This window comes from uncultured Thioclava sp., from assembly GCF_913064665.1.
Lineage (GTDB): Bacteria > Pseudomonadota > Alphaproteobacteria > Rhodobacterales > Rhodobacteraceae > Thioclava > Thioclava arctica.
This window is the reverse complement of record NZ_CAJYBT010000006.1, coordinates 18111-43036: the sequence shown is the minus strand read 5'-3', so window position 1 is coordinate 43036 and position 24926 is coordinate 18111. Positions and strand designations below refer to the sequence as shown.

Here is a 24926-nt window from a genome sequence, read left to right as displayed (position 1 = left end):
TCGGCGCAGATGCGCCTCACCCCGGAGTATTTCTGGCCAGATGAAAGAAGGGGCGGTCCGTTATGTCTGATCCCGGTTGGTTTGAAGAGGGTGCGCGCGTTGCGGTGTTGACGGCAGAGCCAATTGGCAAGCCGCTGGATTATCGCGCGCCCGAGGGGGGCTGTTTTTCGGGCGCGTTTGTCGAGGTGCCGCTGGGGCCACGCAAGGTTTTGGGTGTGGTTTGGGGGCGAGGTGCTGGCGATTTCGATATGGCGAAGCTGCGCTCGGTGATCCGGGTGTTCGATGTGGCACCGATGCGTGAGGAGTTGCGCGATTTTCTGCTGCGGATGGCGGATTATACGATGACGGCTTTGCCGCAGGTGTTGCGGCTGGCGACCCGCGCGCCGGGCTTGGGCGATCCGCCGGGGTTGCGCCGGATTTATCGGCTGGGCGGGGATGCGCCTGCGCGGATGACCGATGCGCGCACGCGTGTCCTTGAGGTGCTGCGCGATCATGGCGGGGCGGGGTTTCATCTGGGCGAGTTGGCGCATCTCGCCGAGGTCACTCCGCAGGTGGTCAAAGGGTTGGTCAAGACGGGCGCTGTGATCGAGGCCGAGGTGCCGCGCGATCTACCCTTCCCGCGGCTTGATCCCAACCTGCCCGGTAAGGCGCTGTCACAGGCGCAGGCGCAAGCGGCCGATGCTTTGCGTGCCGGTGCGGGCGGGTATTCGACCACGCTGCTCAAAGGCGTGACGGGCTCGGGCAAGACCGAAGTGTATCTTGAGGCGGTGGCGCACTGTCTGGCGCAGGGGCGGCAGGCCTTGGTTCTGTTGCCCGAGATTGCGCTGTCATCCGAATTTCTGGCGCGGGTCGAGGCGCGCTTTGGGGCGTTGCCCGGCGAGTGGCATTCCGGCGTGACCCAATCCGAGCGGCGGCGATTGTGGAAGGCCTGTGGGTCGGGGGATGTGCAACTGGTTGTCGGGGCGCGTTCAGCCTTGTTCTTGCCGTTTCGCGATCTGGGGTTGATCGTGGTCGATGAAGAACATGACGGGTCGTATAAGCAAGAAGAGGGCGTGTTGTATAATGCCCGCGACATGGCCGTTTTGCGCGCCTCGCTGGCAAGCGCGCAGGTGGTGTTGGCCTCGGCCACGCCGTCTTTGGAAAGCTGGGTGAACGCGAGCGCGGGGAAATATGCCCGGCTGGATTTGGGCGCGCGCTTTGGCACCGCTGAAATGCCCGATATGGGCGCGATCGACATGCGCGAAGAGGCGCTTGAGGCAGGCAGCTGGATCGGTCCGACGCTGGTCTCCGAGGTCACGCGGCGCATTGCCGAGGGCCAGCAGTCGATGCTGTTTCTCAACCGTCGCGGCTATGCGCCCGTCACGATCTGCCGCGCGTGCGGACATCAGATTGCGTGCGATCACTGCGATGCGCGCATGGTCGAGCACCGCTTTCTCAAGCGGCTCGTGTGCCATCAATGCGGCGAGACCAAGCCGATCCCAACGAAATGCCCGAGCTGCGAGGTCGAGGGCAAACTGGCCCCGGTCGGTCCTGGTGTGGAGCGGCTTGCCGAAGAGGTCACGCGCCGCTTTCCTGATGCCCGGTTATCGGTGCTGAGTTCCGATCTGTTCGGCTCGGCGCGCGCGCTGAAAGAAACCATCGTCGAGATTGCGAATGGTGGGGCCGATATCATCATCGGCACGCAGATCGTGGCCAAGGGGCATAACTTTCCCAAGCTGACGCTTGTGGGGGTGATTGACGCCGATCTTGGGTTGCAGGGGTCTGATTTGCGCGCGGCGGAGAAGACCTTTCAGTTGATGCGGCAGGTCGCGGGGCGCGCGGGGCGGGCCGAGGATAAGGGCGTGGCGCTGTTGCAGACCTTCCAGCCCGAGCATCCGGTGATCCGCGCCATTCTGGGTGGTGACGAAGAGGCGTTCTGGGCGCAAGAGGCTGCTGCGCGACAGGCGCAGGGCGTGCCCCCTTATGGGCGGATGGCGGGGATCATCCTGTCGGGCCCAGACTTGCAGCCGCTGTTCGATATTGGCAGCCAGCTTGCGCGCAATGATGGGGCGTTGCGTCGCGTGGGGGCGCAGGTCTTTGGCCCGGCCCCAGCGCCGATTGCGCGGGTGCGGGGGCGGCATCGGGTGCGGATGTTGATCAAGGCCGACAAGGGCGCACCGCTACAGGCTGCGCTGAAAGGCTGGCTCAAGGGGCTGCGCCTGCCCAATAACGCGCGCATTGCGGTCGATATCGACCCGCAAAGTTTCCTTTAGCAGGCCTGTGCGGGAGTGAGGCTGCGCTGATCGAGCAGGACATCGGTGACCATCGCGCCAATCCACATGCAAAACAGCGCCAGCCATGCCGTGCCGGCCAGCACCGAGGTGCCCGTCACGCCATTGCCGATCGCACAGCCACCCGCCAGCATCGCGCCAAAGCCCATCATCACCGCGCCGATCATCGAGCGGCGCATCACTGGCACGCTGTCAAACGCCTGCCAGGCAAATTGCCCTGCCACGAGCGAGGATAGGAACGCGCCGATCACCACGCCCGGCACTAGGCCTACATCAAATTCCAGCACCGCGTTGCGATCAAGGAAGAACATCAGCGTATTGGCCGAGGGCCCCGAGAAAGTGACCGAATTGACCGGAACCGGATCAAAGGCGACTTGTGACAGCATGAAGGTCAGAACCCAGCCAACGGCCACCGCGAATCCGACGCCGGAGGCAAATATCCAGACCTTGATCCCGATCTGATTGCGGGCCGCCAGATAGACCCCGGCCAGCGCAAAGACGATGCCCACTGCTAGCCCCGTCCAATCGGGCAAATGCAGCGCGGTCAGCAGGTTGACGTTCTCGCCGCCCTGCGTGATCCACAGGCTTGCCAGCGTGTCGCGATAGGGGGCAAGGATGCCTTTGAGGCTCATTTGTGCGGTCACGGCAAAGATCAGCCCCGCCACGACCGAGCGCAGATTGCCCGTCGCGGCCAGCACCAAAAGCCGCCCCGAGCAGCCGCGCGATAGCACCATGCCCACGCCAAAGATCAGCCCGCCGATAATCGCACCAGACCAACTGCCGGGCACGGACATCACCCGGCTATCGCCAGCGCGAAACAACCCGAGCAGCTGCGCGCTTTGCACCCAGATGAGCGCTGTGGAAAAGGTCAAGAACCAGACCGCCACCTTGCCACCAAGCTTGCCACGGGCGAATTCAATCGCCGCCGCGCGCAGGCAGAAATTCGAGCGCTGTGCGGCCACCCCGAAAATAAGCCCCGTGATCAGCCCGAAAAGCGCCGCTGTTGGCCCCTCGCCAATCCGCTCAATGATCTCGATGATATCCATGGCAAATCTCCCGTTCGCGAAAGCGTGATGCCAGATTCTGCATCAATGCACATTGATCTGAGTCAGAATACACAGTTTGTAGTCTTGCTCCTACGTATCCCTTCCCGTCTAAGGTTTTCATGTTCAAGATCCGCGAAGTCCAACTTGATGAGGCCCACCACCTGCCGCGCTGGCGCAGGCCCGAGGCGCTGCTGTATGTGTTTGCCACGGCGATGCCGATCTCGTTCGCGACCTGGTCGGCGCTGCTGAACAACTTCGTCATCGACGTGGTTAAGTTCGACGGGGTCGATATCGGCTGGCTGCAATCGTTCCGCGAGGTGCCGGGCTTTCTGGCGATTGGCGTGATCGTCGTGCTTTGGGTGATGCGTGAGCAAGTGCTGGCGATTCTTGCGCTGCTGTTGCTGGGGGCGGCGACGGCTGTGACGGCGATGTTTCCCAGCTTTGGCGGGCTGATCATGGTCACGCTGCTGTCCTCGATCGGGTTTCACTATTTTCAGGCGGTGAATCAGTCGCTGCAATTGCAATGGATCGACCGCGCACAGGCTCCGCAAACGCTGGGCCGGATTGTTGCGGTGGGATCGGGCGCGTCGCTGGTGGCCTATGCGTTGCTGGTGCTGACGTGGAAGGCCTTCGATCTGAGCTACGAATTCGTCTATGCGAGCGCCGGGATCACGACGATGGTGATGGTGGGGGCGGCCGCGCTGCTCTATCCGCAGTTTCACACCCGCGATCCGCAATCCAAACGCTTCGTGCTACGGCGTCGCTATTGGCTGTATTATGCAATCACCTTCATGGCCGGGGCGCGGCGTCAGATTTTCGTGGTCTTCGCGGCCTTTATGATGGTGCAACGTTTCGGGCTGCGGGTCGATGAAATCTCGGCGCTGTTCCTGATCAATTTCGCCGTCAATATGGCCGCTGCTCCCGCGATGGGCCGTTTCGTGGGTAAGTTCGGCGAGCGGCGCGCGTTGATCGTGGAATATATCGGTTTGACGCTGCTCTTCCTAAGCTATGGCGGGATCTACTGGTTTGGTTGGGGGCTATGGATCGCCTGCGCATTGTATGTGGTGGATCACCTGCTGTTCTCGCTGGCGTTCGCGCAAAAGACCTATTTCCAGAAAATCTGCGATCCGGCTGATATCGCGCCGACCGCTGCCGTCTCGTTCACGATCAACCATATCGCCGCCGTTTTCCTGCCCGCGAGCCTTGGCTATCTGTGGATGATCTCGCCCGGGTTCGTATTCGGGTTGGCCGCCGCGATGGCGCTTGTCTCGCTCGGGCTTGCGATGCTGGTGCCGCGTCATCCGTCAAAGGGCTATGAGACGGTGCTGCGCGGTCTCGCCCCGGCCCCGGCCTGATCTGGAATTCTGCCCGCCCGCGCCTATCTAAGAGGCTGCGATAGGGAGATTGATCATGTTGTTTGGAAAACTCGCCACCATTCCCACCAAATCCGAGGCTCTGCCCGGGCGCGATACAGAAATGCCGATCACCCAGCCGCATTTTCTCAGCGGACTTGATCTGCGCAGTGCGATCCCCGAGGGGATGGAGCAGGCGATGTTCGGCATGGGCTGTTTTTGGGGGGTCGAGCGGATTTTCTGGAACACCCAAGGCGTCTGGCTAAGCATGGTTGGCTATGCGGGCGGTCACACCCCGAATCCGAGTTATCGCGAGGTGTGCACCGGCATGACCGGCCATAACGAGGTCGTGCGCGTGATCTATGATCCCAAAGTGATCAGCTACGACGATCTGCTGCGGGTGTTCTGGGAAAATCACGACCCGACCCAAGGCATGCGTCAAGGCAATGATCGGGGCACGCAATATCGCTCGGGGATCTACACCCATACTCCCGCGCAGAAAGCTGCGGCCGAGGCGTCGTGCGCAACCTATGCCAAGCGTCTGTCAGAGGCGGGCTATGGTGCGGTCACGACGGAAATCAGTGACGCCCCGCCGTTTTATTATGCCGAAGACGATCACCAGCAATATCTCGCTAAGAACCCGGCAGGCTATTGTGGGATCGGTGGCACCGGTGTGAGCTGCCCGATCGGGCTGTCGGCGTGATCGGGGTGCGACTTGACGTAACTTGCGCCCCGGCCTAAGCCCGGCGCAACACGCGCAAAGGAGCCGCCATGACCACCTTTACCGCCTTTACCACCTTAGCCGACCGCGAGGCAGCAGAGTCGCTTGAAGAGCGGTTTGAGGATCTGGACCCGGCGCCCTACGGCACCGGCGTCTTCGAGATCGAGGATGGCAATGGGCGCTATGAGGTGTCGGGCTATTTTCTGCAACGGCCCGATGATGTGACGCTTGATTTGCTGGCCATCGCCTATGGCGCGCAGCCTTTCGTAATTTCAGAGCTGCCCGAAACCGATTGGGTCGCGCATGTGCGCCGCGAACTTGCCCCGGTGCAGGCGGGTCGGTTTTTCCTCTATGGCAGCCATGACGCTGACAAGGTGCCCGACGGTTCGGTCGCGCTGCGTATTGATGCGGCGATGGCCTTTGGTACGGGCCATCATGGCACCACCTCGGGCTGTCTGACTGCGCTGGATGATCTGGCGCGCGCCGGGCGCAGCTTTCACAACGTGGCCGATATCGGTTGCGGCACGGCGGTGCTGGCGATGGCAGCAGCCAAGCTGTGGCCCGAGACGGTGCTGGCCTCTGACATCGACCCGGTCGCGGTGGAAACCGCGCGTGCCAATGTCGCTCTGAATGATCTTGAGGGGCGCGTGATCTGCCTTGAGGCGGCTGGTTTCGGCGATCCGAAACTGCAAGACGCCGCCCCCTATGACCTGATTTTCGCCAATATTCTAAAGGCTCCACTGATCGCATTGGCCCCCGATATGGCGCGCTATTGCGCCGAATCGGGCGTGGTTATCCTTAGCGGATTGCTAAATGAGCAGGCCGATGAGGTGATCGCCGCCTATGAGGGGCAAGGCTTTGTTTCCAGTGCGCGCAATGAATTTGGCGAATGGACGACATTGGTGATGAGCCGGGCATAGTCGGCCATGTTTCCGCTCAGTTTCAGCATCATCTTGGTATAGAATGTCTTTACGGATCCTCCGTGGTGATTATCCGAGAGATGAGCAATGGCAAAAACTGATTTGGACGAATTCGAGAGACGCCTTCATCGGATCGACAAGATCCATGAGGCTGGTGGTGCGTTTGAGGCGGCGGGTTCGCTGGGGCGCAGCTATTTCGATGCAATGCGGCCGAAGTCGCGCCGTGGTTTGCCGTTGCGTGGGCTTGCCTTGCTGGCTGCGGGGATGCTGCTGTTCAAGGGCATGATGCTCGCGCAGGTCGGGTCGGACGAATATGCCAACCGCGTTGATCACCTTGCCAAGGGCAATATGGGCGAACAGATCGGCGCTTGGGTGCTGCATGCTGACCCGGCGACGCGTTACGTTGCAGGTCTGTTAAGCCCACTCATCCACTAAGATTTCGCAGAGCCATCTTGCATTCAAAAGGGCTGCCCCATCGGGACAGCCCTTTTTCAATCGAGGGTCGGTGACTTAGCGCAGGCGCGCCACGTCAAGCCGGGTCAATCCGATATCGTCCAGCGCCCGGTCGGACAGCTTGGACAAAGATTTGCGAGTTTCGCGCAGATCGTTCCATTCCAGAAAGCTACCGATCAGCGACATGATCAGGCCGGGATGGCGCGAACGGTTCAGGCGGGTTGTCATTTCCATGACGGACATTGGGAGGCTCCTCAGTTCACAGACTGCTCAAGTTTCAGGCATGATTGCTTGCAGAGCGCACTTAGGCTGGGCGGAATATAAAAACAACAGCGCTTCCCGCAGGTCCGCCATGCAATTTTTGCAAGCCCCGGCCGGGTGCCCATCCGAACAGCGGGGCTAGGCGATGTTCTCTTTTCGTGCTAATTGGGAATTAACGATAACAAACAGGGGCAAAAGCGATGCGGGTGATCGGAATCGATCCGGGGTTGCGCAATATGGGCTGGGGCGTGATCGAGATGGAGGGCTCGCGCCTGCGTCATCTTGGCAATGGCACATTGCACTCGACTGGTACCGATTTGGCACAACGCCTGCTTGAGCTTCATGGCGGCCTCTGCGCCGTGATCGCGCAACACGCCCCCGAGGCGGCGGCGGTCGAGCAAACCTTCGTCAACAAAGATGCGGTGGCCACGCTGAAACTTGGCCAAGCGCGTGGCATTGCGCTGCTCGCGCCAGCGCAGGCGGGGCTTGCGGTCGGGGAATACGCACCCAACGCCGTGAAGAAAACGGTCGTCGGCGTGGGCCATGCCGATAAGGTGCAGGTCCAGCATATGGTGCGCCACCAACTGCCCGGCGTGCAATTTGACAGCGCCGATGCCGCGGATGCCCTGGCAATCGCGATTTGCCACGCGTTCCATCTGCAATCGGCTGCCCGAATGGGGGCCGCGCAACTGTCGCGTACGCTCGCGGAACAGCCTCAAAAACGGAGACGCGCATGATCGGGCGTATCGCAGGCGTAATCGTGCATCGCGCCATGGATCACGTGATGATCGATGTGCGCGGTGTGGGCTATATCGTGCATGTCAGCGCGCGCACCGCGCAATCGCTGCCCCCGGTGGGTCAGGCCTGTGCGCTTTATACCGATCTGCTGGTGCGCGAAGATCTGCTGCAACTCTTCGGGTTTCCGAGCTTGCTGGAAAAGGAATGGCATAAGCTTCTGACATCGGTGCAGGGGATCGGTGCCAAGGCCTCGCTCGCCATTCTCGGAACGCTGGGCGCCGAAGGGCTGGGCCGCGCCATCGCGCTGGGCGATTGGGCGGCGGTCAAGGCTGCCCCCGGCGTAGGCCCGAAACTGGCCCAACGTGTCGTGCTGGAACTCAAGGAAAAGGCGCCCTCCGTCATGGCGATGGGCGCAGAATTGACCGTCGATATGGCAGAGGTGGTCGAAGACGGCCAGCCTTCGAAACCAGCCCGCACCCCCGCCCCCGCCGCGACACCTAAAACCAACTTCACCGCCGAGGCGATCTCTGCCCTCACCAACCTCGGCTACGCCCCCTCTGACGCGGCAGGTGCCGTAGCGCAAGCCGGGGATGATCCTGCCAGTACCGACACCGCCAAACTCATCCGCGCCGCGCTGCGGTTGCTGGCACCCAAGGATTGAGGGCTTCCTCTTGATCAAAATATCCCGGGGTCCGGGGCAGAGCCCCGCTTGCCTCGGCCCGCAACAGGCGCAACACTGAATGACGATGACCGACCCCGACCCAACCCTGCGCCCCGAGCGCCTGCCCGAAGACGCCGATCGCGCCCTGCGCCCGCAATCGCTTGAGGATTTCGTGGGTCAGGCAGAGGCGCGCGCCAATCTGCGCGTCTTCATCGAAAGCGCCAAGCTGCGCGGGCAGGCCATGGATCACACGCTGTTTCACGGCCCCCCCGGTCTGGGTAAGACCACACTGGCGCAGATCATGGCGCGCGAACTGGGCGTGAATTTCAAGATGACCTCGGGGCCGGTGCTGGCCAAGGCAGGCGATCTGGCAGCGATTCTCACCAATCTCGAGACGCGCGACGTGCTGTTTATCGACGAGATTCACCGCCTCAACCCGGCCGTCGAAGAGGTGCTCTATCCCGCGCTTGAGGATTTCGAGCTCGATCTGGTGATTGGCGAGGGGCCTGCCGCGCGCACTGTGCGCATCGAGTTGCAGCCCTTCACGCTGGTCGGCGCGACCACGCGATTGGGTCTGCTGACCACACCGCTGCGCGACCGCTTCGGCATCCCGACGCGGTTGGAATTCTACACCGAGGACGAGCTGGATCAGATTGTCACCCGCGGCGCGCGGCTGCTGGGCATTTCCGCCGATCCCGATGGCACCCGCGAGATCGCCAAGCGCGCGCGCGGCACGCCGCGGATTGCCGGGCGGCTGCTGCGCCGGGTCGTCGATTTCGCCTTGATCGAGGGTGACGGGCGTTTGACCCGCGCCATCGCGGATCGCGCGCTGACCCGGCTGGGAGTCGATAATCTCGGTCTCGATGGGGCGGATCGGCGCTATATGATGCTGATGGCCGAGCATTACGGCGGTGGCCCGGTAGGTGTGGAAACGCTCTCGGCGGCACTCTCGGAGGCGCGCGATGCGATCGAAGAGGTGATCGAGCCCTACCTGCTGCAGCAGGGTCTGGTTCAGCGCACTCCGCGCGGGCGGATGTTGGGGGCGCGGGCTTGGCGGCATCTTGGGCTCGAGGCTCCGCGCCCCGCTCCGCCGAAACCCGATCTGTTCGGGGATGGCTGAGACGATCTGACCGCTTGATCGCGCCAGCGCGCAGGCCTATCTGCAATCCATGACACAGCCGCTCGCCCGTTTTGATATTTCCGCCGATGACATCGACCGTGTCGTTGCGCATTTCTATAAGCGCGTGCGCGGTCATGCCATGCTTGGTCCGGTTTTTGCCGTGCATGTCACGGATTGGCCCGCGCATGAGGCCAAGGTAGCCGCGTTCTGGAAAGGCGCGATCCTACGGGAACCAGGATATGACGGCTCGCCGATGATGGCTCATCGCAAGGCCAAAAATGTGCGTCCGGGGATGTTTTCGGGGTGGCTGGAGCTGTTCGACACGGTATTGGGCGAGGAATTGCCCCCCGAGCAAGCAGCGCGCTGGTCTGCGCTGGCCCATAAGATCGGCACGAGCCTGCGCCAAGGCGTGGTGGATCGCGAAACGCTGGCGGGGGGAGTGCCGAAACTCAGGTGAGCAGGGGGCGCTGCCCCGTCTCCTGCGGAGACTCCCCGGAGTATTTTCGGCTAGATGAAAGGCCTAGGCCTCTTTCTTGCCAAACACACCCGTAAGCGAGCGCCCGATCAGATTGGTGACGCGCGGTTTTTTCAGGCGACGAAACGGCATCGGACGGCAGACCTCCAGCGCGGCGATGCCGACACGGGCCGTGAGCGCGCCGTTGATGACACCTTCGCCGAAGCGGCGCGAAATCTTGGTCATCAAATGCCCGCCGGTAACGGTTTCGATCAAATCATCGCCCGCTGCGACAGCACCAGTTGCCACCAGATGCGTCATCACCGTGCGGGCCAGACGGATCGAGCCAAGCGCGCCCGAACGCCCGCCATAGATCTCTGCGATGCGGCGGATCATGCGCAGATTGGCGGTCAGCGCTGTGACCACATCCGCCAAAGCCAGCGGCACAAGTGCCGTGACGGTTGCGACGGTGCGCGCGGCGGCCTCGATCTCTAGCCGTGCGGCAGCATCCAACGGGGCCATTAGCTCTGTCTCGGCCAGACCCATCAGCGTCTCGGTGTCGAGCACCTCATCGAAACGCTCTTTCAGCCTTGCGCGCGGCCATTCCATTTCGGCGCGCGCAGCATACAGCCCCGAGACATGGTTCACCACCTTGCGCGCGCGGTTGAGATCATCGGTGGCCAGCGCCTCGGAGACCTCTTTATGGACCTTGTCGAGCCGCGCCAGACGTGAGAACGCCGCGATCTCGCGCCCCGCGATCAGCAGCGCGCCAAGCGCGAAGGCCAGCACCAGTGCCGAGCCGATCCAGCCAAGAATCGGATGCGTGGCAAACAGCCCGTCGATGAAGCGCCACAGTGCGACCGAAACGAGGAACCCGACCAGCGCCACCAAGGCGCGCCAGAAAAACCGGGTCACACCCGAACTGCGCCGCGCCCCGAGCCGGGTCGCGATCTGCATCGCGCGGCCCTCAAGGCGTTCTTCGGTGGCGGCGGGCATATCCTCGATCGGGGCGGCCTCGGCGGGCGAGGGGGCGGCGTCGATCTCGATCATCACCGGTTTTTTCATAGCTTGTCCCCGATCAGGAATTCAGCGGCGCGATCCAGCCGGATATGCGGCGGGCCTTCGCCGGGTTTCAGGATCACCGGGGCGGGGGCGAAATTCATGATCGCGTAATCCTCATCCAGCCACGCTTGCGCGCCCTGAGCCGCAGGGGCCAGCAGATGTGCGGGGTCCGAGGGCAGTTCACCGGGATAAAGCGCCACCGACTTGCCAGTCTCAAGGCGGCCGCGCACCGCCTTCAAGGTCGCGCTATCATGGGTGATCTCTTCTTCGGTGGTCGTGCGCAGCGCTGCCAGCGACAGAGCCAGCGTCTTGGCGCCTGAGAAATCTGCGCGATCCTTGGCCTCGCGCAGCAGCGCGCCGGTGATCGCGGTCAGGCGGGCATGTTGCGAATGGTGCAAATGATCGGCCTTGGTCGCGGCAAACAGGATGCGTTCGACGCGGCGCGCGCCCAGAAGCGAGGCGAGCCAGCCCGCCGTACCGGGGCGAAATGCCGACAGGATGTCGGCCATCGAGCCGCGCAGATCTTCGAGCGCCGCTGGCCCGGCATGAATCGCGCCCAGCACATCGACTAGCACCACCTGCCGGTCGATCTTGGCAAAATGATCGCGAAAGAACGGGCGCACGATCTCGCGTTTATAGGCTTCGTAACGGCGCTCCATCTCGCGACGTAACGAGCCGCGCGGGGCCGCCCCCTCGGGCAGGGGCGCGAAGGTCAGTGCCGGCGATCCGGCCAACTCTCCGGGTAGCAGGAAGCGCCCGGGCGTGCAGTCAGAGAACCCCGCTTCGCGTGCAGCGTTCAGGTGATCGGTAAAAGCGAATGCCAGCGCTTTGGCGCTTGGTTCGTTAAACTCGGTCGTGCCATCAACGGCCTCGGCTTGTTTTAGATATTCGGCACCCTTGGGGCGGTTGGGCAAGCGGGCGAGGGCCTGCGCGCTCCATTGCGTATAGCTCTTGTCCATCAGCCCGAGATCAAGCAGCCATTCGCCGGGATAATCCACGATATCAAGATGCACCACGCGCGGGCCGCGCATTGCGCCCAGCAAACCGCGCGGCTGGATACGAAAGGAGAGGCGCAGTTCGGACACCGCACGGGTGCCTTCGGGCCAATGCGGGTTTGGGCCGGTCAGCGCGGCGAGGTGGCTTTCATAGTCAAAACGCGGCACGGTATCGTCGGGCTGGGGTTGCAGGAAGGCGGCGGTGATGTCGTTGGCCGCGCTTAGCGCAGGCATGCGTCCGCGATCGAGCAGATTGGCCACCAGCGACGTGATGAACACCGTCTTGCCCGCGCGCGACAGCCCCGTCACGCCGAGGCGCACAACCGGTTCGAACAGCGTTTGCGAGACCTGCGCGCCGATGCCTTCGAACCCGCGCGTGATCCCGTCCGCTATATCGGAAATGCCCAACTGCCGCCCCTCGCTACGATTTCTGGCCCCAAGATAAACAGTGCCCGGCGCGGTTGAAAGGTGCAATGCGCCCCGTCTGCCAGTGCCGAGCGCCCGCCTGCCCCTTTTCGAGCGCGCCGCAATCCCCTAGATTGGGGCAACCGCACAAGGAGTCAGGATGAGCGAACAGCGCCAGATCACCGAACAGACCATCGAGACGCTGTTCACACGGGGCTCGGGCGAATACCTGTTTGCGCGCTGGGGACGTCCGATCGTGCCCGTCGTATTCGGGGTCGAGGCCGGGACTTTGGCGACCGTGAAGGGCGCGGTTGAGGCCGTGGTCGCACTGGCAGGCCACAAGATGGCCGAGACCGACCCCGAGCTTGGCGCGAACCTGATGATCTTCTTCTTTCGCGACTGGCAGGAATTGCTTGAGGTGCCCAATCTCGATCACCTGATCGACGGTTTGCAAGATCTGGTCGTGCGGCTCGACGATCAGGGGGCAAGCCAGTATCGGGTGTTCCGGTTCGATCCCGACGGCGCGATCCGGGCCTGTTTCAGTTTCGTGCGTATGGATGCGGGGCTTGATGAGGTGCCCGCCGAGGTGATCGCGTTGCAACAGGCGGTGCAGATGATCGTGCTGTGGTCGGATACCGCCTTTAGCGAGCGCTCGCCTCTTGCGATGGCGCAGGGGGTCACCGTTTTGCGCCCCGAGATCGCGGCCGTCATTGCGGCGGGCTATGATCGGGTGATGCCCGCGGTGGCCAAAGACCCGAGCCACGCGCTGCGGCTGGCGGCGCGGATCGGCGCTCAAGGCTGATCGATCATCGCGTCGAGCAGTGGCGCCAACTCAGCCCGCGCGGCGGCAAAGGAGAGCAGCATCTCGGCGGGGCTCATGTGATCGAGGATGATCAACGCTTCGATCCCCTGCCGCGGCTGATACAGGATCGCGCAAAGTCGGCTCAATCCGGCCTCGGGTCTTTCGCGCAACATCTTGTCGCGGGTGTCAGAGCAGAGGATACCCACGGGCTTTTCCGTGGCGTCTGGCTTGAGCTTGGGGAGGGTCGAGGGATCGTAACCCCTCAATCTCACGGAGATCGGGGTCGAATGCCCGCCCGCCGCGCGCAGCCAGACCTCATGCGAGAGCCCGCCCATGCACCAAGGGCTTGCTGCCAATTCGGGCCGGGCTTCGCACGAGCTGTGTAGAACGCTTGGGGACAGGCACCCAACGGCGCTCGGGGTGTCCGTGCAGGAGGGGCCGAAACGGTGCAGGGTCAGGCCTTCGAGCTGCGCCACCTGATTGGGCAAGGCGGGCGGTGCGCGCATCACCCTCACGCCGCGGCGTAAGCCCATCCCGAGCTCACCGCAGTTCAGCACCCGTTCGGGCGCGGTTGCATCGCAATACTGTTCCAGCTCTAGCACCGGGGAAAAGGGCAGGCTCAGCCGCACCGCCCCGAGCTGCGCGGGCAGGGTCGGGGATTTCGACAACTCGGACCAGATCGCGGAATTGCGTTGCTCTGTGCGCCAGTCCCGGATGCCGCTCACGCTGAAATAAATGCCCGGTAGGCTGGCGATCAGCGCGGTAACGAGTGCCAATCCGCGGCGCAGATTGCGCCGCTGGACCCGGCTGATCAGTGCCGCGACCCCGTGTGAGCACAGTGCCAGAGCGCCAAATACGATCCCGCCTGCCCCACCAAAAAGGAAGGTCACGAATAAGAAGAGGATGGAAAATAGACCGCTGACAAGCGCGGAGAGCTTGATCAGGGGGTGCGCCCATTTGCCCAAGGTGCCGGCAGCGACCAAGGGCGCGCCCAATAAAGCAATCAGCAATAGGCCAAAAAAAATCATCATCAAAAACCTCAAGACTGCCGCGAGCCTGCGGCAATTCACTACACCGGTCAAGCTTGCCTGCCCGGCGCCCCCGGTCTAAGCCTTTGGCACATCAGGAGGCGCGCATGGCACATGAATTTCCGATCCGGGTCTATTACGAGGACACCGATCTCGCGGGCATCGTCTATTACGCCAACTACCTGAAATTCATTGAACGCGGGCGGTCGGAATTTATCCGCTCGCTCGGGGTCGATCAGGTGGCGCTCAAGGCCAATCATGGCATCGTTTTTGCCGTGCGCCGGGTCGAGGCAGACTATCTGCGCCCCGCGAAATTCGATGATCAACTGGTGGTCGTAACGGCGTTGGTGGCCGATACCGGGGCGCGGCTTGTGATGGATCAGGCCGTGACGCGCGATGGCGAAATGCTGTTCACAGCCACTGTGACGATCGTGTGCTTGGGCGAGGGCGGTGCGCCTCAGCGACTTCCCGCCGATATACGCCGCAAACTGGCGCCCAAACTGCATTGAATGGGGCCATTCTAGGGCGCGATTACAACGTTGTTATGGCGTTCCCCTTACTGCTGGGGTAGAATCGCTGGTAATCAGAGCCACGACAACGTGGCCCCAAAAAACGGCGAGCAGTATTCATGGACCAATCTTCGCTTGCGATGGCGCAGGAGATCGACTTCTCCCTGCTGGCACTTTTCGTGCGTGCATCGTTTACCGTCAAACTCGTAATGATCATCCTTGTGGTGGCCAGCTTTTGGTCATGGGCGATCATCGTGCGCAAATTCATCGCTTATCGCGCGGCGAAAGCCGAGGCAGAGGCCTTTGATCGCGCTTTCTGGTCGGGAGAGCCGCTTGATGAGCTGTTCGACCAGATCGGCCCGGCGCCCGATGGCGCAAGCCAAAAGATTTTCGCCGCTGGTATGATGGAGTGGCGACGCTCGCATCGACAAGACGGAGTATTGATCGCCGGGGCGCAGGCGCGCATCGAGCGCTCAATGGATGTGGCGATCCTCAAGGCGACCGAGGGGCTGAATTACGGCCTGAATTTCCTTGCAACTGTGGGCTCGATCTCGCCCTTCGTGGGGCTGTTCGGCACGGTTTGGGGAATCAAGGTCGCGTTCCAGGAAATCGCAATCTCGCAAAACACCTCGCTGGCCGTGGTTGCACCGGGTATTTCCGAGGCGCTGGTGGCAACCGCGCTGGGGCTGCTCGCGGCAATCCCGGCGGTGATCTTCTATAACAAGCTGTCTTCGGATGCCGACCGGATTGCCTCTGGCTATGAGGCGTTTGCCGACGAATTCACCACCATCCTCTCGCGTCAGTTGGACGGCTGACATGGGCGCGGGGGTTGCAAAACGTAGTTCTGGCGGGTCGCGGCGCAGACGCGGGGGTGCTTCGCGCCATACCGCGATGAGCGAGATCAATGTCACACCGATGGTGGACGTGATGCTGGTGTTGTTGGTGATTTTCATGGTGGCTGCACCGATGATGACGGTGGGTGTGCCGCTGGAGCTGCCGAAAACGGCGGCCAAGGCGGTTCCGACCGAGGCAGAAGTGCCGCTGACAGTGTCGATCCAAGCCGATGGCAAGGTGGCGCTGATGAATTCCGAAGTGCCCGCCGATCAACTGGTGGCGCGTCTTCAGGCGATCGCGAAAGAGCGCGACAGCAACAAGATCTTCCTGCGTGCAGATGGCAAGATCGCCTATTCGAAAGTGGTCGAGGTGATGGGGGCGCTCAACGGGGCGGGTTTCTCGAATATCACATTGGTCACCGATGCCGGGGGGCCGCAGATGGCGGCACCTGCCGGGAATTGAGCCCAGGGGGCACATTTCAATGAACCGGGCGGACAAGATCGGCTATGGTGTTTCGGCGGCGCTCCATGCGGGGGTGATCCTTTGGGCTATCGTGGGCGGGGCTTTGTTTAAGCCCAAGCCCAACGAGCCCACGGTGATCAGTCAGGTCGCGGTGATGTCGCAGCAGGATTTCAACGCGATGATGGCTTCGGCGCCCAAGGATGCGCCCCAGCCCACGCCCGATCCGCAAGCGCCCATCGCGCCCAAAACGCCCGATGCCGCGACGCCGCCCGACACGCCCGCACCCGATGTGCAGGCGAAGCCCGAACCCACGCCCAAACCCGTGCCTGCGCCCAAACCTGATGCGCAGCCCGATGTCAGCGCGCTGACCGAGCCGCCCGCGCCCACCGATGTTGCGCAGACGCCGCCGGTGATGGCGCCGCCTGTCGAAGTGCCGTCAGACACGCTCTCGCCCAAGATTTCGCCGCAACCCAAGCCCAAGGACGTGCCGCGCGTGGCCCCCACACCGACGCCACCACCGCCGCCGGAAGCGAAGGTGGCCGAGACCGCGAAGCCTCAGGAAACGCCCGATCCCACGGCCAAGCCCGTGCCGGTTCCGCCCAAGCCCAAACAATCCGAGGCTCCGCCCGAGGCGACCACGGAAATCGTGACCGAAGCGACGAAAACCGACACCGCGCCCGAGACCTCGGCGCCGCTGTCGTCACCGCGTCCGGCCAGCAAACCCAAACCGCCCGCGCCGACGCAAACGGCTGCGGCGGACACGCCTGCCAAGCCTGATACGCCCAGCAAACCGGAAACAGCCAAACCGGCACCGGCCAAACCTGCACCGGCCAAACCTGCACCGGCAGCACCCCCGAAAAAGGCCGATTCAAACGCGGCGGTGACGGATGCGCTGGCAGCGGCACTGGGCGGTGAAGGCACGGGCGGAACCGGTCAGGCCCCGGTGGGTCCGCCGATTACGGCGGGCGAGAAAGACGCGCTGATCGTGGATGTGAAACAGTGCTGGAACGTCGGCGCGCTCAGTTCGGATGCGCTGCGCACAACGGTCACGCTGTCGGTCGAGATGCGCCCCGATGGCCACCCGATCATCAGCTCGATCAAGCTGGTGGATTCGGCGGGCGGCACGGGGGCCGCAGTCGATCAGGCGTTCGAGGCGGGCAAGCGCGCGATTGTGCGCTGTGGCTCGGATGGTTTCCCGCTCCCGTCTGACAAATATGCACAATGGAAAACGATCGAAATCGATTTCAACCCCGAGAAGATGAGGATGAAATGAGCGTTGATCGGCGAATTTCCGCGTGCTGTCATGGGCTTGTGATGCGGGATGAGGCAAATATCCGTTACAACTCGGGGCAAGCCTCGAGGAAAGGGAGTGTAAAATGATGCGTTTCGTTCTGGCCATGCTGGTGGCGCTGTTCGCAGGCTCGTTTGGTGCGCTCGCGCAAGACCAAGCGCCGCTGCATATCACGATCACCGATGGTGTGATCGAGCCGCTTCCCTTTGCGATTGCGGGGTTCATCCCGGAAACACCCGACGCCACGGATGTCGCAGCCCAGCTAACGCAGGTTGTGTCGAGCGATCTCACTGGCACAGGCCTGTTCCGCGAGATTGCGAAATCCGCCTATATTCAGAACATCACCAATTTCGACACGCCGGTGAACTACTCCGACTGGCAGGCGATCAATGCGCAGGCGCTGGTTGTTGGCTCGGTCGCGATGTCGGGTGGCAAGGTCGTGGTGAAGTTCCGCCTGTTTGATGTGTTCTCGGGCCAGCAGATGGGCGAGGGCCAGCAGCTTGCGGCCTCGCCGGGCAGCTGGCGCAGGCTCGCGCATAAGGTTTCCGATGTGATCTATTCGCGCATCACTGGCGAGGGGCCGTATTTCGACAGTCGCGTGGTGTTCGTCTCGGAAACCGGGCCGAAAAATGCGCGCCAAAAGCGGCTTGCGGTGATGGATTACGATGGTGCGAATGTCACCTATCTGACCGATGCTTCGACGATCGTGCTGGCGCCGCGCTTTTCGCGCGATGGCACTCGGGTGCTTTACACAACGTTTGAAACAGGCTTCCCGCGTATCAAGATGCTCGATGTGGCGACGGCTAGCGCGCGGCTTTTGCCCGATGTGCCCGGCACGATGACCTTTGCGCCGCGCTTTTCGCCCGATGGCAATAAGGTGGTCTATTCGCTGGAGCAGAACGGCAATACCGACCTATGGATGATGGATATCGCCAGCGGTCAGACGCAGCGTCTGACCACAAGCCCCTCGATCGAGACCTCGCCGTCGTTTTCCCCCGATGGTTCGCGGATCGTATTTGAAAGCGACCGCTCGGGCACGCAGCAGTTGTATATCATGTCAGCCGGTGGTGGAGATGCGACCCGGATCAGCTTTGGCGATGGGCGCTATTCAACGCCGGTGTGGTCGCCGCGCGGCGATATGATCGCCTTCACCAAGCAAAATAGCGGGCGTTTCCACATTGGCGTGATGCGCACCGATGGCTCTGAGGAGCGTCTGCTGACCTCGAGCTTCCTTGACGAAGGCCCGACCTGGTCGCCTAATGGCCGTGTCATCATGTTCACCCGCGAAACGCCCGGCGCACAAGGCGAAGCGGCGCTCTATTCGGTCGATATTTCCGGTCGCAACCTCAAGAAAGTGCCCACTCCGGGGCCTGCATCTGACCCGGCTTGGTCGCCGCTGCTACCGTAAAGCGCGAATTCACAAACCAACAGTTAACTGATAAACTCGCCTCAAAAGGGCAGATCAACAAAAAGGCGGAGATCATGAATTTTGCAACGAAGGCGGCGCTGGCCGTCGCAATCCTTGGCCTCGCGGCCTGTTCGAACCCCGACAAATACGGCTCGGGCGCAACCGGACCGGGCGGCACGTTGGGGCCGGCTGGCGCAGGGATCACGCAAGGCGGCATCAATGACCCGAACTCGCCCGCGTATTTCAGCCAGACGATTGGTGACATGGTGCATTTCTCGGTCGACCAATCGACGCTGAGCGACACCGCACGCGGCATCCTCACCCAGCAGGCAAGCTGGCTGGTCAGCCATCCCAGCTATACCGCGATCATCGAAGGTCATGCTGACGAACAGGGCACGCGCGAATACAACCTTGCACTGGGCGCCCGCCGGGCCAATGCCGCGCAGGAATTTTTGGTCAGCCAAGGCGTTGCCGGCAATCGTTTGCGCACGGTGTCTTATGGTAAAGAACGCCCGCTCGCGATCTGTTCGACCGAAGAATGCTATGCCAAGAACCGGCGCGCGGTCACTGTGATCTCGCAATCGGCAGCGGGGAGCTAAGGCGCTATGCTGCGGGCTTTGACATTGAGTGCGGCGCTTTTGATAAGCGCCGCCATCCCGGGGTTCGCGCAAGATGCGAACCGTGCTCAGACATTGGCTGACATCAAGACGCAACTGGGCCAGTTGCAGAGCGAGATCGACGGTCTGCGCCAACAGCTCAAATCCTCGGGTGCGGCGGGTCTGCAACAGGCCGGGGGATCGTCCGCGCTAGAGCGGATGGATTCGATGGAGCTGTCGCTGAGCCATCTGACGGATCGTGTCGAGGAAACGGAAAACAAGATCAACCGCGTGGTGGCCGATGGCACGAACCGGGTGGGCGATCTGGAATACCGCGTCTGCGAAATGGAAGAGGGCTGCGATATCTCGACCTTGGGCAAGACCAAACCCCTCGGGGGCGGGTCTGGCGATAGCGCGGCGGTCAATTCGGTAACCGCACCTGCGCCCGATAGCGCGCCTGCAGGCCCTGATCTTGCGATCAACGAGAAATCGGATTTCGAGGCTGGGAAAAAGGCCTATGACGCGGGCGATTACGCCTCGGCTGCTGACCTGTTGGAGACGTTCAAGGAAACCTATCCCGGTTCACCCTTGATGGGCGATGCGCTGTATTATCGTGGCGATGCGCTCTCGAAAGAGGGCGATACTGCCAATGCGGCGCGGGCTTGGTTGGCCGGATTCTCGGCGGACCCCAGTGGCAAGCGCGCGGGCGACAACCTGTTGTCGCTGGGCAAGGCGCTGGGTAAATTGGGGCAGACTTCCGAGGCTTGCACGACGTTGGCTCAAGTCGGCGCACGCTTCTCCGGCTCGTCGGCCGCCATGGAGGCGCAAACCGCGCGGCAATCGCTGGGGTGCCAGTGACGAAACTCGCGACGCTTGCGACTACGGCATTTGACCCCGATGCGCCCCGGCGTGTCGGGGTTGCTGTTTCTGGCGGTTCGGATTCGATGGCCACATTGCACCTTTTGGCCCCGCTATATGACGTGCATGCCGTCACCGTCGATCATGGGCTGCGCCCCGAGGCTGCCGCAGAGGCAGAGTTTGTCGCGGCAGCCTGCGCGCGGCTGGGCGTGCCTCATGTCGTGCTGCACTGGGCCGGGGCAGAGGCCACGGGCAATCTAATGGATGCGGCGCGCCGGGCGCGCATGCGACTAATTGGTGCTTGGGCGCGCGAGCAGGGGTTGGACCATGTTGCGCTGGGCCATACGGCGGATGATCAGGCCGAGACATTTCTGATGCGACTGGCGCGCGAGGCCGGGCTTGAGGGGCTGTCGGGGATGCGGCGCAGCTATCTGGAAGAGGGCGTGCGCTGGCATCGCCCGTTTCTGGACGTAACGCGGGCCGAACTGCGTAGCTATCTGCGACAGGCGGGCGTGTCTTGGGTCGATGATCCTTCCAACAGCGATCCACGGTTTGAGCGCGTGCGGGCGCGCATGGCGCTGGCAGGGCTGTCTGACATCGGGATCACGCCCGATGGACTTGCGAGGGTCGTGGGCCATCTCGCGCAGGCGCGCGCGGCGCTTGATGCGGTCCTGGAGCCCTTCGTTGCCGAACATGTCGTGCAAGACCCCGGCGCGCTGCGCATCGACAAGAGGGCCTTTGCACAGGGATTGCCGCCGGAGTTGCAGCGGCGGTTCCTCAATGCTGCGCTGATCTGGGTCTCGGGGGCGCAATATCCGCCGCGCGCCGCCAAGCTGGAGCGGTTCTTGCACGATCTGGCGCCCTGCACGCTGCATGGCTGCCACATCACCCAAGATGAGTGTCAGTTAATTGTGTCGCGCGAACTCAAAGCGGTGGCAGATCTGCGCGTGCCGATTGATGAATCTTGGGACAACTGGCGGCTTGAGGGGCCGGGCGCGACATATGCGCCGGGACTCGAAATTGCCGCTTTGGGGGCGCAAGGGCTATGTGATTGTGTGAATTGGCGCGCAACCGGTCTGCCGCGCGAGACAGTTTTGGCCTCTCCCGCCGTTTGGGCGCAAGAAAAGCTTGTGGCCGCCCCTATTGCGGGGTTTGAAAACGGCTGGAAAGCGCGTAAGGAAGCGGGCAGTTTCGCCACGACGATATTCAGGCGTTGAACCCTGCGCCACAATACCTATTTTCACAGGGTAGACGTGGCGGCCGAGGGTCAGCCGCCTTGGACGATTGGAGGATATCCCTTGGGTAATGCACGTAATCTGGCCTTCTGGGCAGTGCTGTTCCTGTTGATTTTGGCCTTGTTCAACCTCTTTGGGGATGGGCAATCGAGCATGAACTCAAGTCAGGCCACCTATTCCGAGTTTATCGACGCGGTTAACAAGGGTGAGGTGAAAACCGTTCAGCTCGATGGCGAGAATGTGCGCTATCAACTTGCGGATGGTTCGAATTTTTCGACCGTCAAGCCGATGACGGACCCGATCGCTGAAAAGCTGATCGAGAAAAACGTCTCGGTGCGTGTCATCAAGCAACAGCAGTCGGGCTTTATGTCGCTGCTGGGTGTGTGGCTTCCCTTCCTCGTGCTGATCGGGATCTGGATTTTCTTCATGAACCGGATGCAGGGCGGCGGCAAAGGCGGCGCGATGGGCTTTGGCAAATCCAAGGCCAAGCTGCTGACCGAAAAGCAGGGCCGCGTGACCTTTGACGATGTCGCGGGCATCGACGAGGCCAAGGAAGAGCTTGAAGAAATCGTTGAATTCCTACGCAACCCGCAGAAATTCAGCCGCCTTGGCGGTAAAATTCCCAAAGGCGCGCTGCTGGTTGGCCCTCCGGGCACCGGTAAAACGCTGCTGGCACGTGCTATCGCAGGTGAGGCGGGTGTGCCCTTCTTCACCATCTCGGGCTCTGACTTCGTGGAAATGTTCGTCGGCGTTGGTGCAAGCCGTGTGCGCGACATGTTCGAGCAAGCCAAGAAAAATGCCCCCTGTATCGTCTTCATCGACGAAATCGACGCCGTGGGCCGGGCCCGTGGTGTCGGCATCGGCGGCGGCAATGACGAGCGCGAGCAGACGCTGAACCAGTTGCTGGTCGAGATGGACGGCTTTGAGGCCAATGAGGGCATCATCATCATCGCGGCAACCAACCGCAAAGATGTGCTTGATCCCGCGCTGCTGCGTCCGGGCCGCTTTGACCGTCAGATCCACGTCCCCAATCCCGACATCAAGGGCCGCGAAAAGATCCTTAGCGTGCACGCGCGCAAGGTTCCTGTTGGTCCCGATGTCGATCTGCGCACCATTGCGCGGGGCACGCCGGGCTTTTCCGGTGCCGATCTGATGAACCTCGTGAACGAGGCGGCGCTGATGGCGGCGCGCGTCGGGCGGCGGTTCGTGGCGATGGAAGATTTTGAGAACGCCAAAGACAAGGTGATGATGGGGGTCGAGCGCCGTTCGATGGTGCTGACGCCCGAGCAAAAGGAAATGACCGCCTATCACGAGGCTGGCCACGCCGTTGTCGGTATGAGCCTGCCGAAATGTGACCCTGTCTATAAGGCGACGATCATTCCGCGCGGTCAGGCCTTGGGTATGGTGGTGTCTCTGCCCGAGATCGACAAGCTCAACTACCACAAGGACGAAGCTAAGCAGAAGATCGCCATGACCATGGCGGGCAAGGCGGCTGAAATCCTGAAATGGGGCGAAGAGCATGTCTCGAACGGTCCCGCAGGCGATATCATGCAGGCCAGCGCGATTGCGCGGGCGATGGTGATGCGCTGGGGCATGTCGGATAAGGTCGGCAATATCGATTATGCCGAGGCGCATGAAGGCTATCAAGGCAACACCGCCGGGTTCTCGGTTTCGACCAAGACCAAGGAGCTGATTGAGGAAGAGGTCCGCGATCTGATCGAACAGGGCTATCTGGAAGCGCGCCGTATCCTGACCGAAAAGCAGGAAGACTGGGAGCGTTTGGCCCAAGGTCTGCTGGAATATGAAACACTGACCGGTGATGAGATCAAAAAGGTCATGTCCGGTGAGGCGCTGGGTGGCGACGACAATGACACGCCCTCGGGCAATCTTCCGTCGGTGACATCGCTGCCCAAGACCAAATCCAAAAAGGACGCGGGTACCAAAGAGGGCGACGCTTCGCCCGAGCCTTCGGCCTGATCCAGGAGCGGCATATGTGATGGCACGCCAACCAGGCGGTCCTGACTGGGATCCTGAAAGCTACAGTCGCTTTCGCAATATTCGACTACGGCCCGCGCTGGATCTTCTGGCGCGGGTTCCCGCGTTGCCCGAGCGCGGCAAGGTCGTTGATCTTGGGTGCGGCAATGGCGCCGTTGCCGAGGCGCTGTCCAACCACTTTCCCAAGCACAAACTTGTCGGCGTCGATCGCTCGCAATCAATGTTGGAACACGCCGCGGCGACCGGGGCCTATCGGCGCTGCGATCAGGCCGATATTGCGGATTGGACGCCCAACAAACCGCCCGCGCTGATCTTTTCCAACGCCGCACTGCACTGGCTGCCCGATCACGCCACGCTGATGCCGCGATTGGCGCGCGCGTTGCGTCCCGGTGGTGTTTTGGCGGTGCAAATGCCCGCCCAGCACCGTGCGCCCTCGCATCGTATCCTGCGCGAACTGGCGCAAGAGATGTTCCCGGATCGGTTTGATTTCACGGGTTGGGTGGCTCCGGTTGCCGCGACGCTTGATTATGCCCGGATGCTGCGCGGCCTTGGCGCGATCGATTTGTGGAGCAGCGAATATCTGCACGAACTCGCGCCCGCCTCTGATGGGCATCCGGTACGGTTGTTCACGCAATCCACCGCGATGCGCCCCTTCCTGCAGCAGTTGAGTGACACTGAGCGTGCCGCGTTCATCGAGCGCTATGAAACGGCACTGGCTACGGTTTATCCTGTGCAAAACGATGGCTCGGTCTTCTTTCCCTTCCGTCGGTTGTTTCTTGTGCTGCAAAAGGACGCTTGATGGCCGCGCTCAAACCTACGAACTATCAGGGCGATGTCGTTTGGCTTGGCCGAGTGACGCAAGAGGGCGCCTTGCCATCCGCGCCCGTTGAGGCGTTGGAATTCACCTTTGACGGCCCGGTGGGCGAGGTGCATGGCGGGCGCACGCGCCCCTCTTGTTCGCGCGTGAGCGATCAGCACGCCAAAGGGACCGAGATCGCCAATGTGCGGCAAATGACGATTTTGTCGGCCGAGGAGCTGGCCGAAACCGCCTTTGCGATGGGCATCCCCGAGATCCTGCCGGAATGGATTGGCGCCAGCATTGTGCTGCGTGGCTTGCCCGATCTGACCCACATTCCGCCCTCGTCGCGGTTGCAGTCCGAGACCGGGCTGACGCTGGTGGTGGATATGGAAAACCGCCCCTGCGTGCTGCCGGGCAAGGTGATTGAGCAGCATCACCCCGAAAAAGGGGCGCGCTATAAACCTGCGGCCCAAGGGCGGCGCGGTGTGACCGCTTGGGTGGAACGCCCCGGTCGGCTGGTGATTGGCGATACGTTGCGTTTGCATATTCCCGATCAGCGCCCCTGGGAGCTGATCAAGGACGTGCGCGGCTAAATCGCGCAGGGCGGTTTCGCCCCCATCCGCGTCGATTTCTGGTCTTTCGCTTTGGATG

26 protein-coding genes are annotated in these 24926 nt (G+C 62.3%); 21 read left to right on the top strand and 5 right to left on the bottom strand.

Going from position 1 to position 24926, the window contains the following annotated elements; genetic code table 11:
• Window positions 1-62: 62 nt before the first annotated feature.
• Complete coding sequence (locus QZ571_RS03735) at window positions 63-2252, top strand: primosomal protein N' (protein ID WP_295531968.1); 2190 nt, start codon at window positions 63-65, stop codon at window positions 2250-2252.
• Here the strand turns inward: QZ571_RS03735 and QZ571_RS03730 are convergent.
• On the bottom strand, window positions 2249-3316 hold the full coding sequence (locus QZ571_RS03730; RefSeq protein WP_295531965.1) for a YeeE/YedE family protein: 1068 nt from the start codon (window positions 3314-3316) through the stop codon (window positions 2249-2251). The genes QZ571_RS03735 and QZ571_RS03730 overlap by 4 nt on opposite strands.
• Window positions 3317-3435: 119 nt before the next feature.
• On the opposite strand from QZ571_RS03730, the gene QZ571_RS03725 reads away from it, so the two are divergent.
• The 4 genes from QZ571_RS03725 to QZ571_RS03710 all read left to right on the top strand — a co-directional run bounded on the left by QZ571_RS03725 (window position 3436) and on the right by QZ571_RS03710 (window position 6744).
• Window positions 3436-4671: an MFS transporter gene (locus QZ571_RS03725; protein ID WP_295531961.1), complete on the top strand. Its 1236-nt coding sequence runs from the start codon at window positions 3436-3438 to the stop codon at window positions 4669-4671.
• 49 nt (window positions 4672-4720) lie between these two features.
• The gene (gene msrA / locus QZ571_RS03720; RefSeq protein ID WP_295531959.1) at window positions 4721-5371 is read left to right on the top strand and encodes a peptide-methionine (S)-S-oxide reductase MsrA; all 651 of its coding nucleotides are present in this window, start codon (window positions 4721-4723) and stop codon (window positions 5369-5371) included.
• A gap of 68 nt (window positions 5372-5439) precedes the next feature.
• Window positions 5440-6309 carry a 50S ribosomal protein L11 methyltransferase gene (locus tag QZ571_RS03715; RefSeq protein WP_295531956.1) on the top strand — a complete coding sequence of 290 codons (870 nt, stop codon included), beginning with the start codon at window positions 5440-5442 and terminating at the stop codon, window positions 6307-6309.
• Window positions 6310-6396: 87 nt separating this feature from the next.
• A complete protein-coding gene (locus QZ571_RS03710; protein ID WP_295531953.1) occupies window positions 6397-6744 on the top strand; it encodes a hypothetical protein in 348 nt (115 codons plus the stop codon).
• 75 nt (window positions 6745-6819) lie between these two features.
• Here QZ571_RS03710 and QZ571_RS03705 read toward each other — a convergent pair whose 3' ends face one another.
• The gene (locus tag QZ571_RS03705; protein WP_366929937.1) at window positions 6820-7005 is read right to left on the bottom strand and encodes a DUF1127 domain-containing protein; all 186 of its coding nucleotides are present in this window, start codon (window positions 7003-7005) and stop codon (window positions 6820-6822) included.
• 218 nt (window positions 7006-7223) lie between these two features.
• Here QZ571_RS03705 and ruvC point away from each other — a divergent pair, with 218 nt between their 5' ends.
• The 4 genes from ruvC to QZ571_RS03685 all read left to right on the top strand — a co-directional run bounded on the left by ruvC (window position 7224) and on the right by QZ571_RS03685 (window position 9999).
• Window positions 7224-7760, top strand: a complete 537-nt coding sequence (ruvC, locus tag QZ571_RS03700) for a crossover junction endodeoxyribonuclease RuvC (protein ID WP_295531951.1) — start codon at window positions 7224-7226, stop codon at window positions 7758-7760.
• Window positions 7757-8422, top strand: a complete 666-nt coding sequence (gene ruvA, locus QZ571_RS03695; RefSeq protein ID WP_295531948.1) for a Holliday junction branch migration protein RuvA — start codon at window positions 7757-7759, stop codon at window positions 8420-8422. Before ruvC ends, ruvA begins: the two co-directional genes overlap by 4 nt.
• 85 nt (window positions 8423-8507) lie before the next feature.
• Complete coding sequence (gene ruvB, locus QZ571_RS03690) at window positions 8508-9542, top strand: Holliday junction branch migration DNA helicase RuvB (protein WP_295532183.1); 1035 nt, start codon at window positions 8508-8510, stop codon at window positions 9540-9542.
• A 49-nt stretch (window positions 9543-9591) separates the two neighbouring features.
• On the top strand, window positions 9592-9999 hold the full coding sequence (locus tag QZ571_RS03685) for a group III truncated hemoglobin (protein WP_295531945.1): 408 nt from the start codon (window positions 9592-9594) through the stop codon (window positions 9997-9999).
• A gap of 63 nt (window positions 10000-10062) precedes the next feature.
• Here QZ571_RS03685 and QZ571_RS03680 read toward each other — a convergent pair whose 3' ends face one another.
• Both QZ571_RS03680 and QZ571_RS03675 read right to left on the bottom strand, forming a co-directional pair.
• Window positions 10063-11061: a YcjF family protein gene (locus tag QZ571_RS03680; protein ID WP_295531942.1), complete on the bottom strand. Its 999-nt coding sequence runs from the start codon at window positions 11059-11061 to the stop codon at window positions 10063-10065.
• The gene (locus QZ571_RS03675; protein WP_295531939.1) at window positions 11058-12461 is read right to left on the bottom strand and encodes a YcjX family protein; all 1404 of its coding nucleotides are present in this window, start codon (window positions 12459-12461) and stop codon (window positions 11058-11060) included. Before QZ571_RS03675 ends, QZ571_RS03680 begins: the two co-directional genes overlap by 4 nt.
• A 157-nt stretch (window positions 12462-12618) precedes the next feature.
• On the opposite strand from QZ571_RS03675, the gene QZ571_RS03670 reads away from it, so the two are divergent.
• Window positions 12619-13260, top strand: a complete 642-nt coding sequence (locus QZ571_RS03670) for a hypothetical protein (RefSeq protein WP_295531936.1) — start codon at window positions 12619-12621, stop codon at window positions 13258-13260.
• Here QZ571_RS03670 and QZ571_RS03665 read toward each other — a convergent pair.
• A complete protein-coding gene (locus tag QZ571_RS03665; RefSeq protein ID WP_295531934.1) occupies window positions 13251-14291 on the bottom strand; it encodes a hypothetical protein in 1041 nt (346 codons plus the stop codon). The genes QZ571_RS03670 and QZ571_RS03665 overlap by 10 nt on opposite strands.
• Window positions 14292-14395: 104 nt before the next feature.
• Between QZ571_RS03665 and ybgC the strand changes: the two genes are divergently transcribed.
• The 11 genes from ybgC to QZ571_RS03610 all read left to right on the top strand — a co-directional run bounded on the left by ybgC (window position 14396) and on the right by QZ571_RS03610 (window position 24868).
• A complete protein-coding gene (ybgC, locus tag QZ571_RS03660; RefSeq protein WP_295531931.1) occupies window positions 14396-14797 on the top strand; it encodes a tol-pal system-associated acyl-CoA thioesterase in 402 nt (133 codons plus the stop codon).
• A gap of 119 nt (window positions 14798-14916) precedes the next feature.
• Window positions 14917-15612: a protein TolQ gene (gene tolQ / locus QZ571_RS03655; protein WP_295531928.1), complete on the top strand. Its 696-nt coding sequence runs from the start codon at window positions 14917-14919 to the stop codon at window positions 15610-15612.
• Window position 15613: 1 nt separating this feature from the next.
• Window positions 15614-16093 carry a protein TolR gene (gene tolR, locus QZ571_RS03650; protein ID WP_295531925.1) on the top strand — a complete coding sequence of 160 codons (480 nt, stop codon included), beginning with the start codon at window positions 15614-15616 and terminating at the stop codon, window positions 16091-16093.
• Between the two features lie 19 nt (window positions 16094-16112).
• Complete coding sequence (locus tag QZ571_RS03645; RefSeq protein ID WP_295531922.1) at window positions 16113-17366, top strand: cell envelope biogenesis protein TolA; 1254 nt, start codon at window positions 16113-16115, stop codon at window positions 17364-17366.
• Window positions 17367-17469: 103 nt separating this feature from the next.
• Window positions 17470-18792, top strand: a complete 1323-nt coding sequence (tolB, locus tag QZ571_RS03640) for a Tol-Pal system beta propeller repeat protein TolB (RefSeq protein ID WP_295531920.1) — start codon at window positions 17470-17472, stop codon at window positions 18790-18792.
• A 74-nt stretch (window positions 18793-18866) separates the two neighbouring features.
• A complete protein-coding gene (gene pal, locus QZ571_RS03635) occupies window positions 18867-19391 on the top strand; it encodes a peptidoglycan-associated lipoprotein Pal (protein WP_295531917.1) in 525 nt (174 codons plus the stop codon).
• Window positions 19392-19397: 6 nt separating this feature from the next.
• Window positions 19398-20246, top strand: coding sequence for a tol-pal system protein YbgF (gene ybgF, locus QZ571_RS03630; protein WP_366929936.1), 849 nt, complete (start codon window positions 19398-19400; stop codon window positions 20244-20246).
• Window positions 20243-21463, top strand: coding sequence for a tRNA lysidine(34) synthetase TilS (gene tilS / locus QZ571_RS03625; RefSeq protein WP_295531914.1), 1221 nt, complete (start codon window positions 20243-20245; stop codon window positions 21461-21463). The genes ybgF and tilS overlap by 4 nt, the downstream gene beginning before the upstream one ends.
• An 81-nt stretch (window positions 21464-21544) precedes the next feature.
• Entirely contained in the window at window positions 21545-23458 is a 1914-nt protein-coding gene (gene ftsH / locus QZ571_RS03620; protein WP_295531911.1) for an ATP-dependent zinc metalloprotease FtsH, read from the top strand.
• A gap of 19 nt (window positions 23459-23477) precedes the next feature.
• Window positions 23478-24275: a methyltransferase domain-containing protein gene (locus QZ571_RS03615; protein WP_295531908.1), complete on the top strand. Its 798-nt coding sequence runs from the start codon at window positions 23478-23480 to the stop codon at window positions 24273-24275.
• Entirely contained in the window at window positions 24275-24868 is a 594-nt protein-coding gene (locus QZ571_RS03610; RefSeq protein WP_295531906.1) for a sulfurase, read from the top strand. The genes QZ571_RS03615 and QZ571_RS03610 overlap by 1 nt, the downstream gene beginning before the upstream one ends.
• Window positions 24869-24926: the final 58 nt, after the last annotated feature.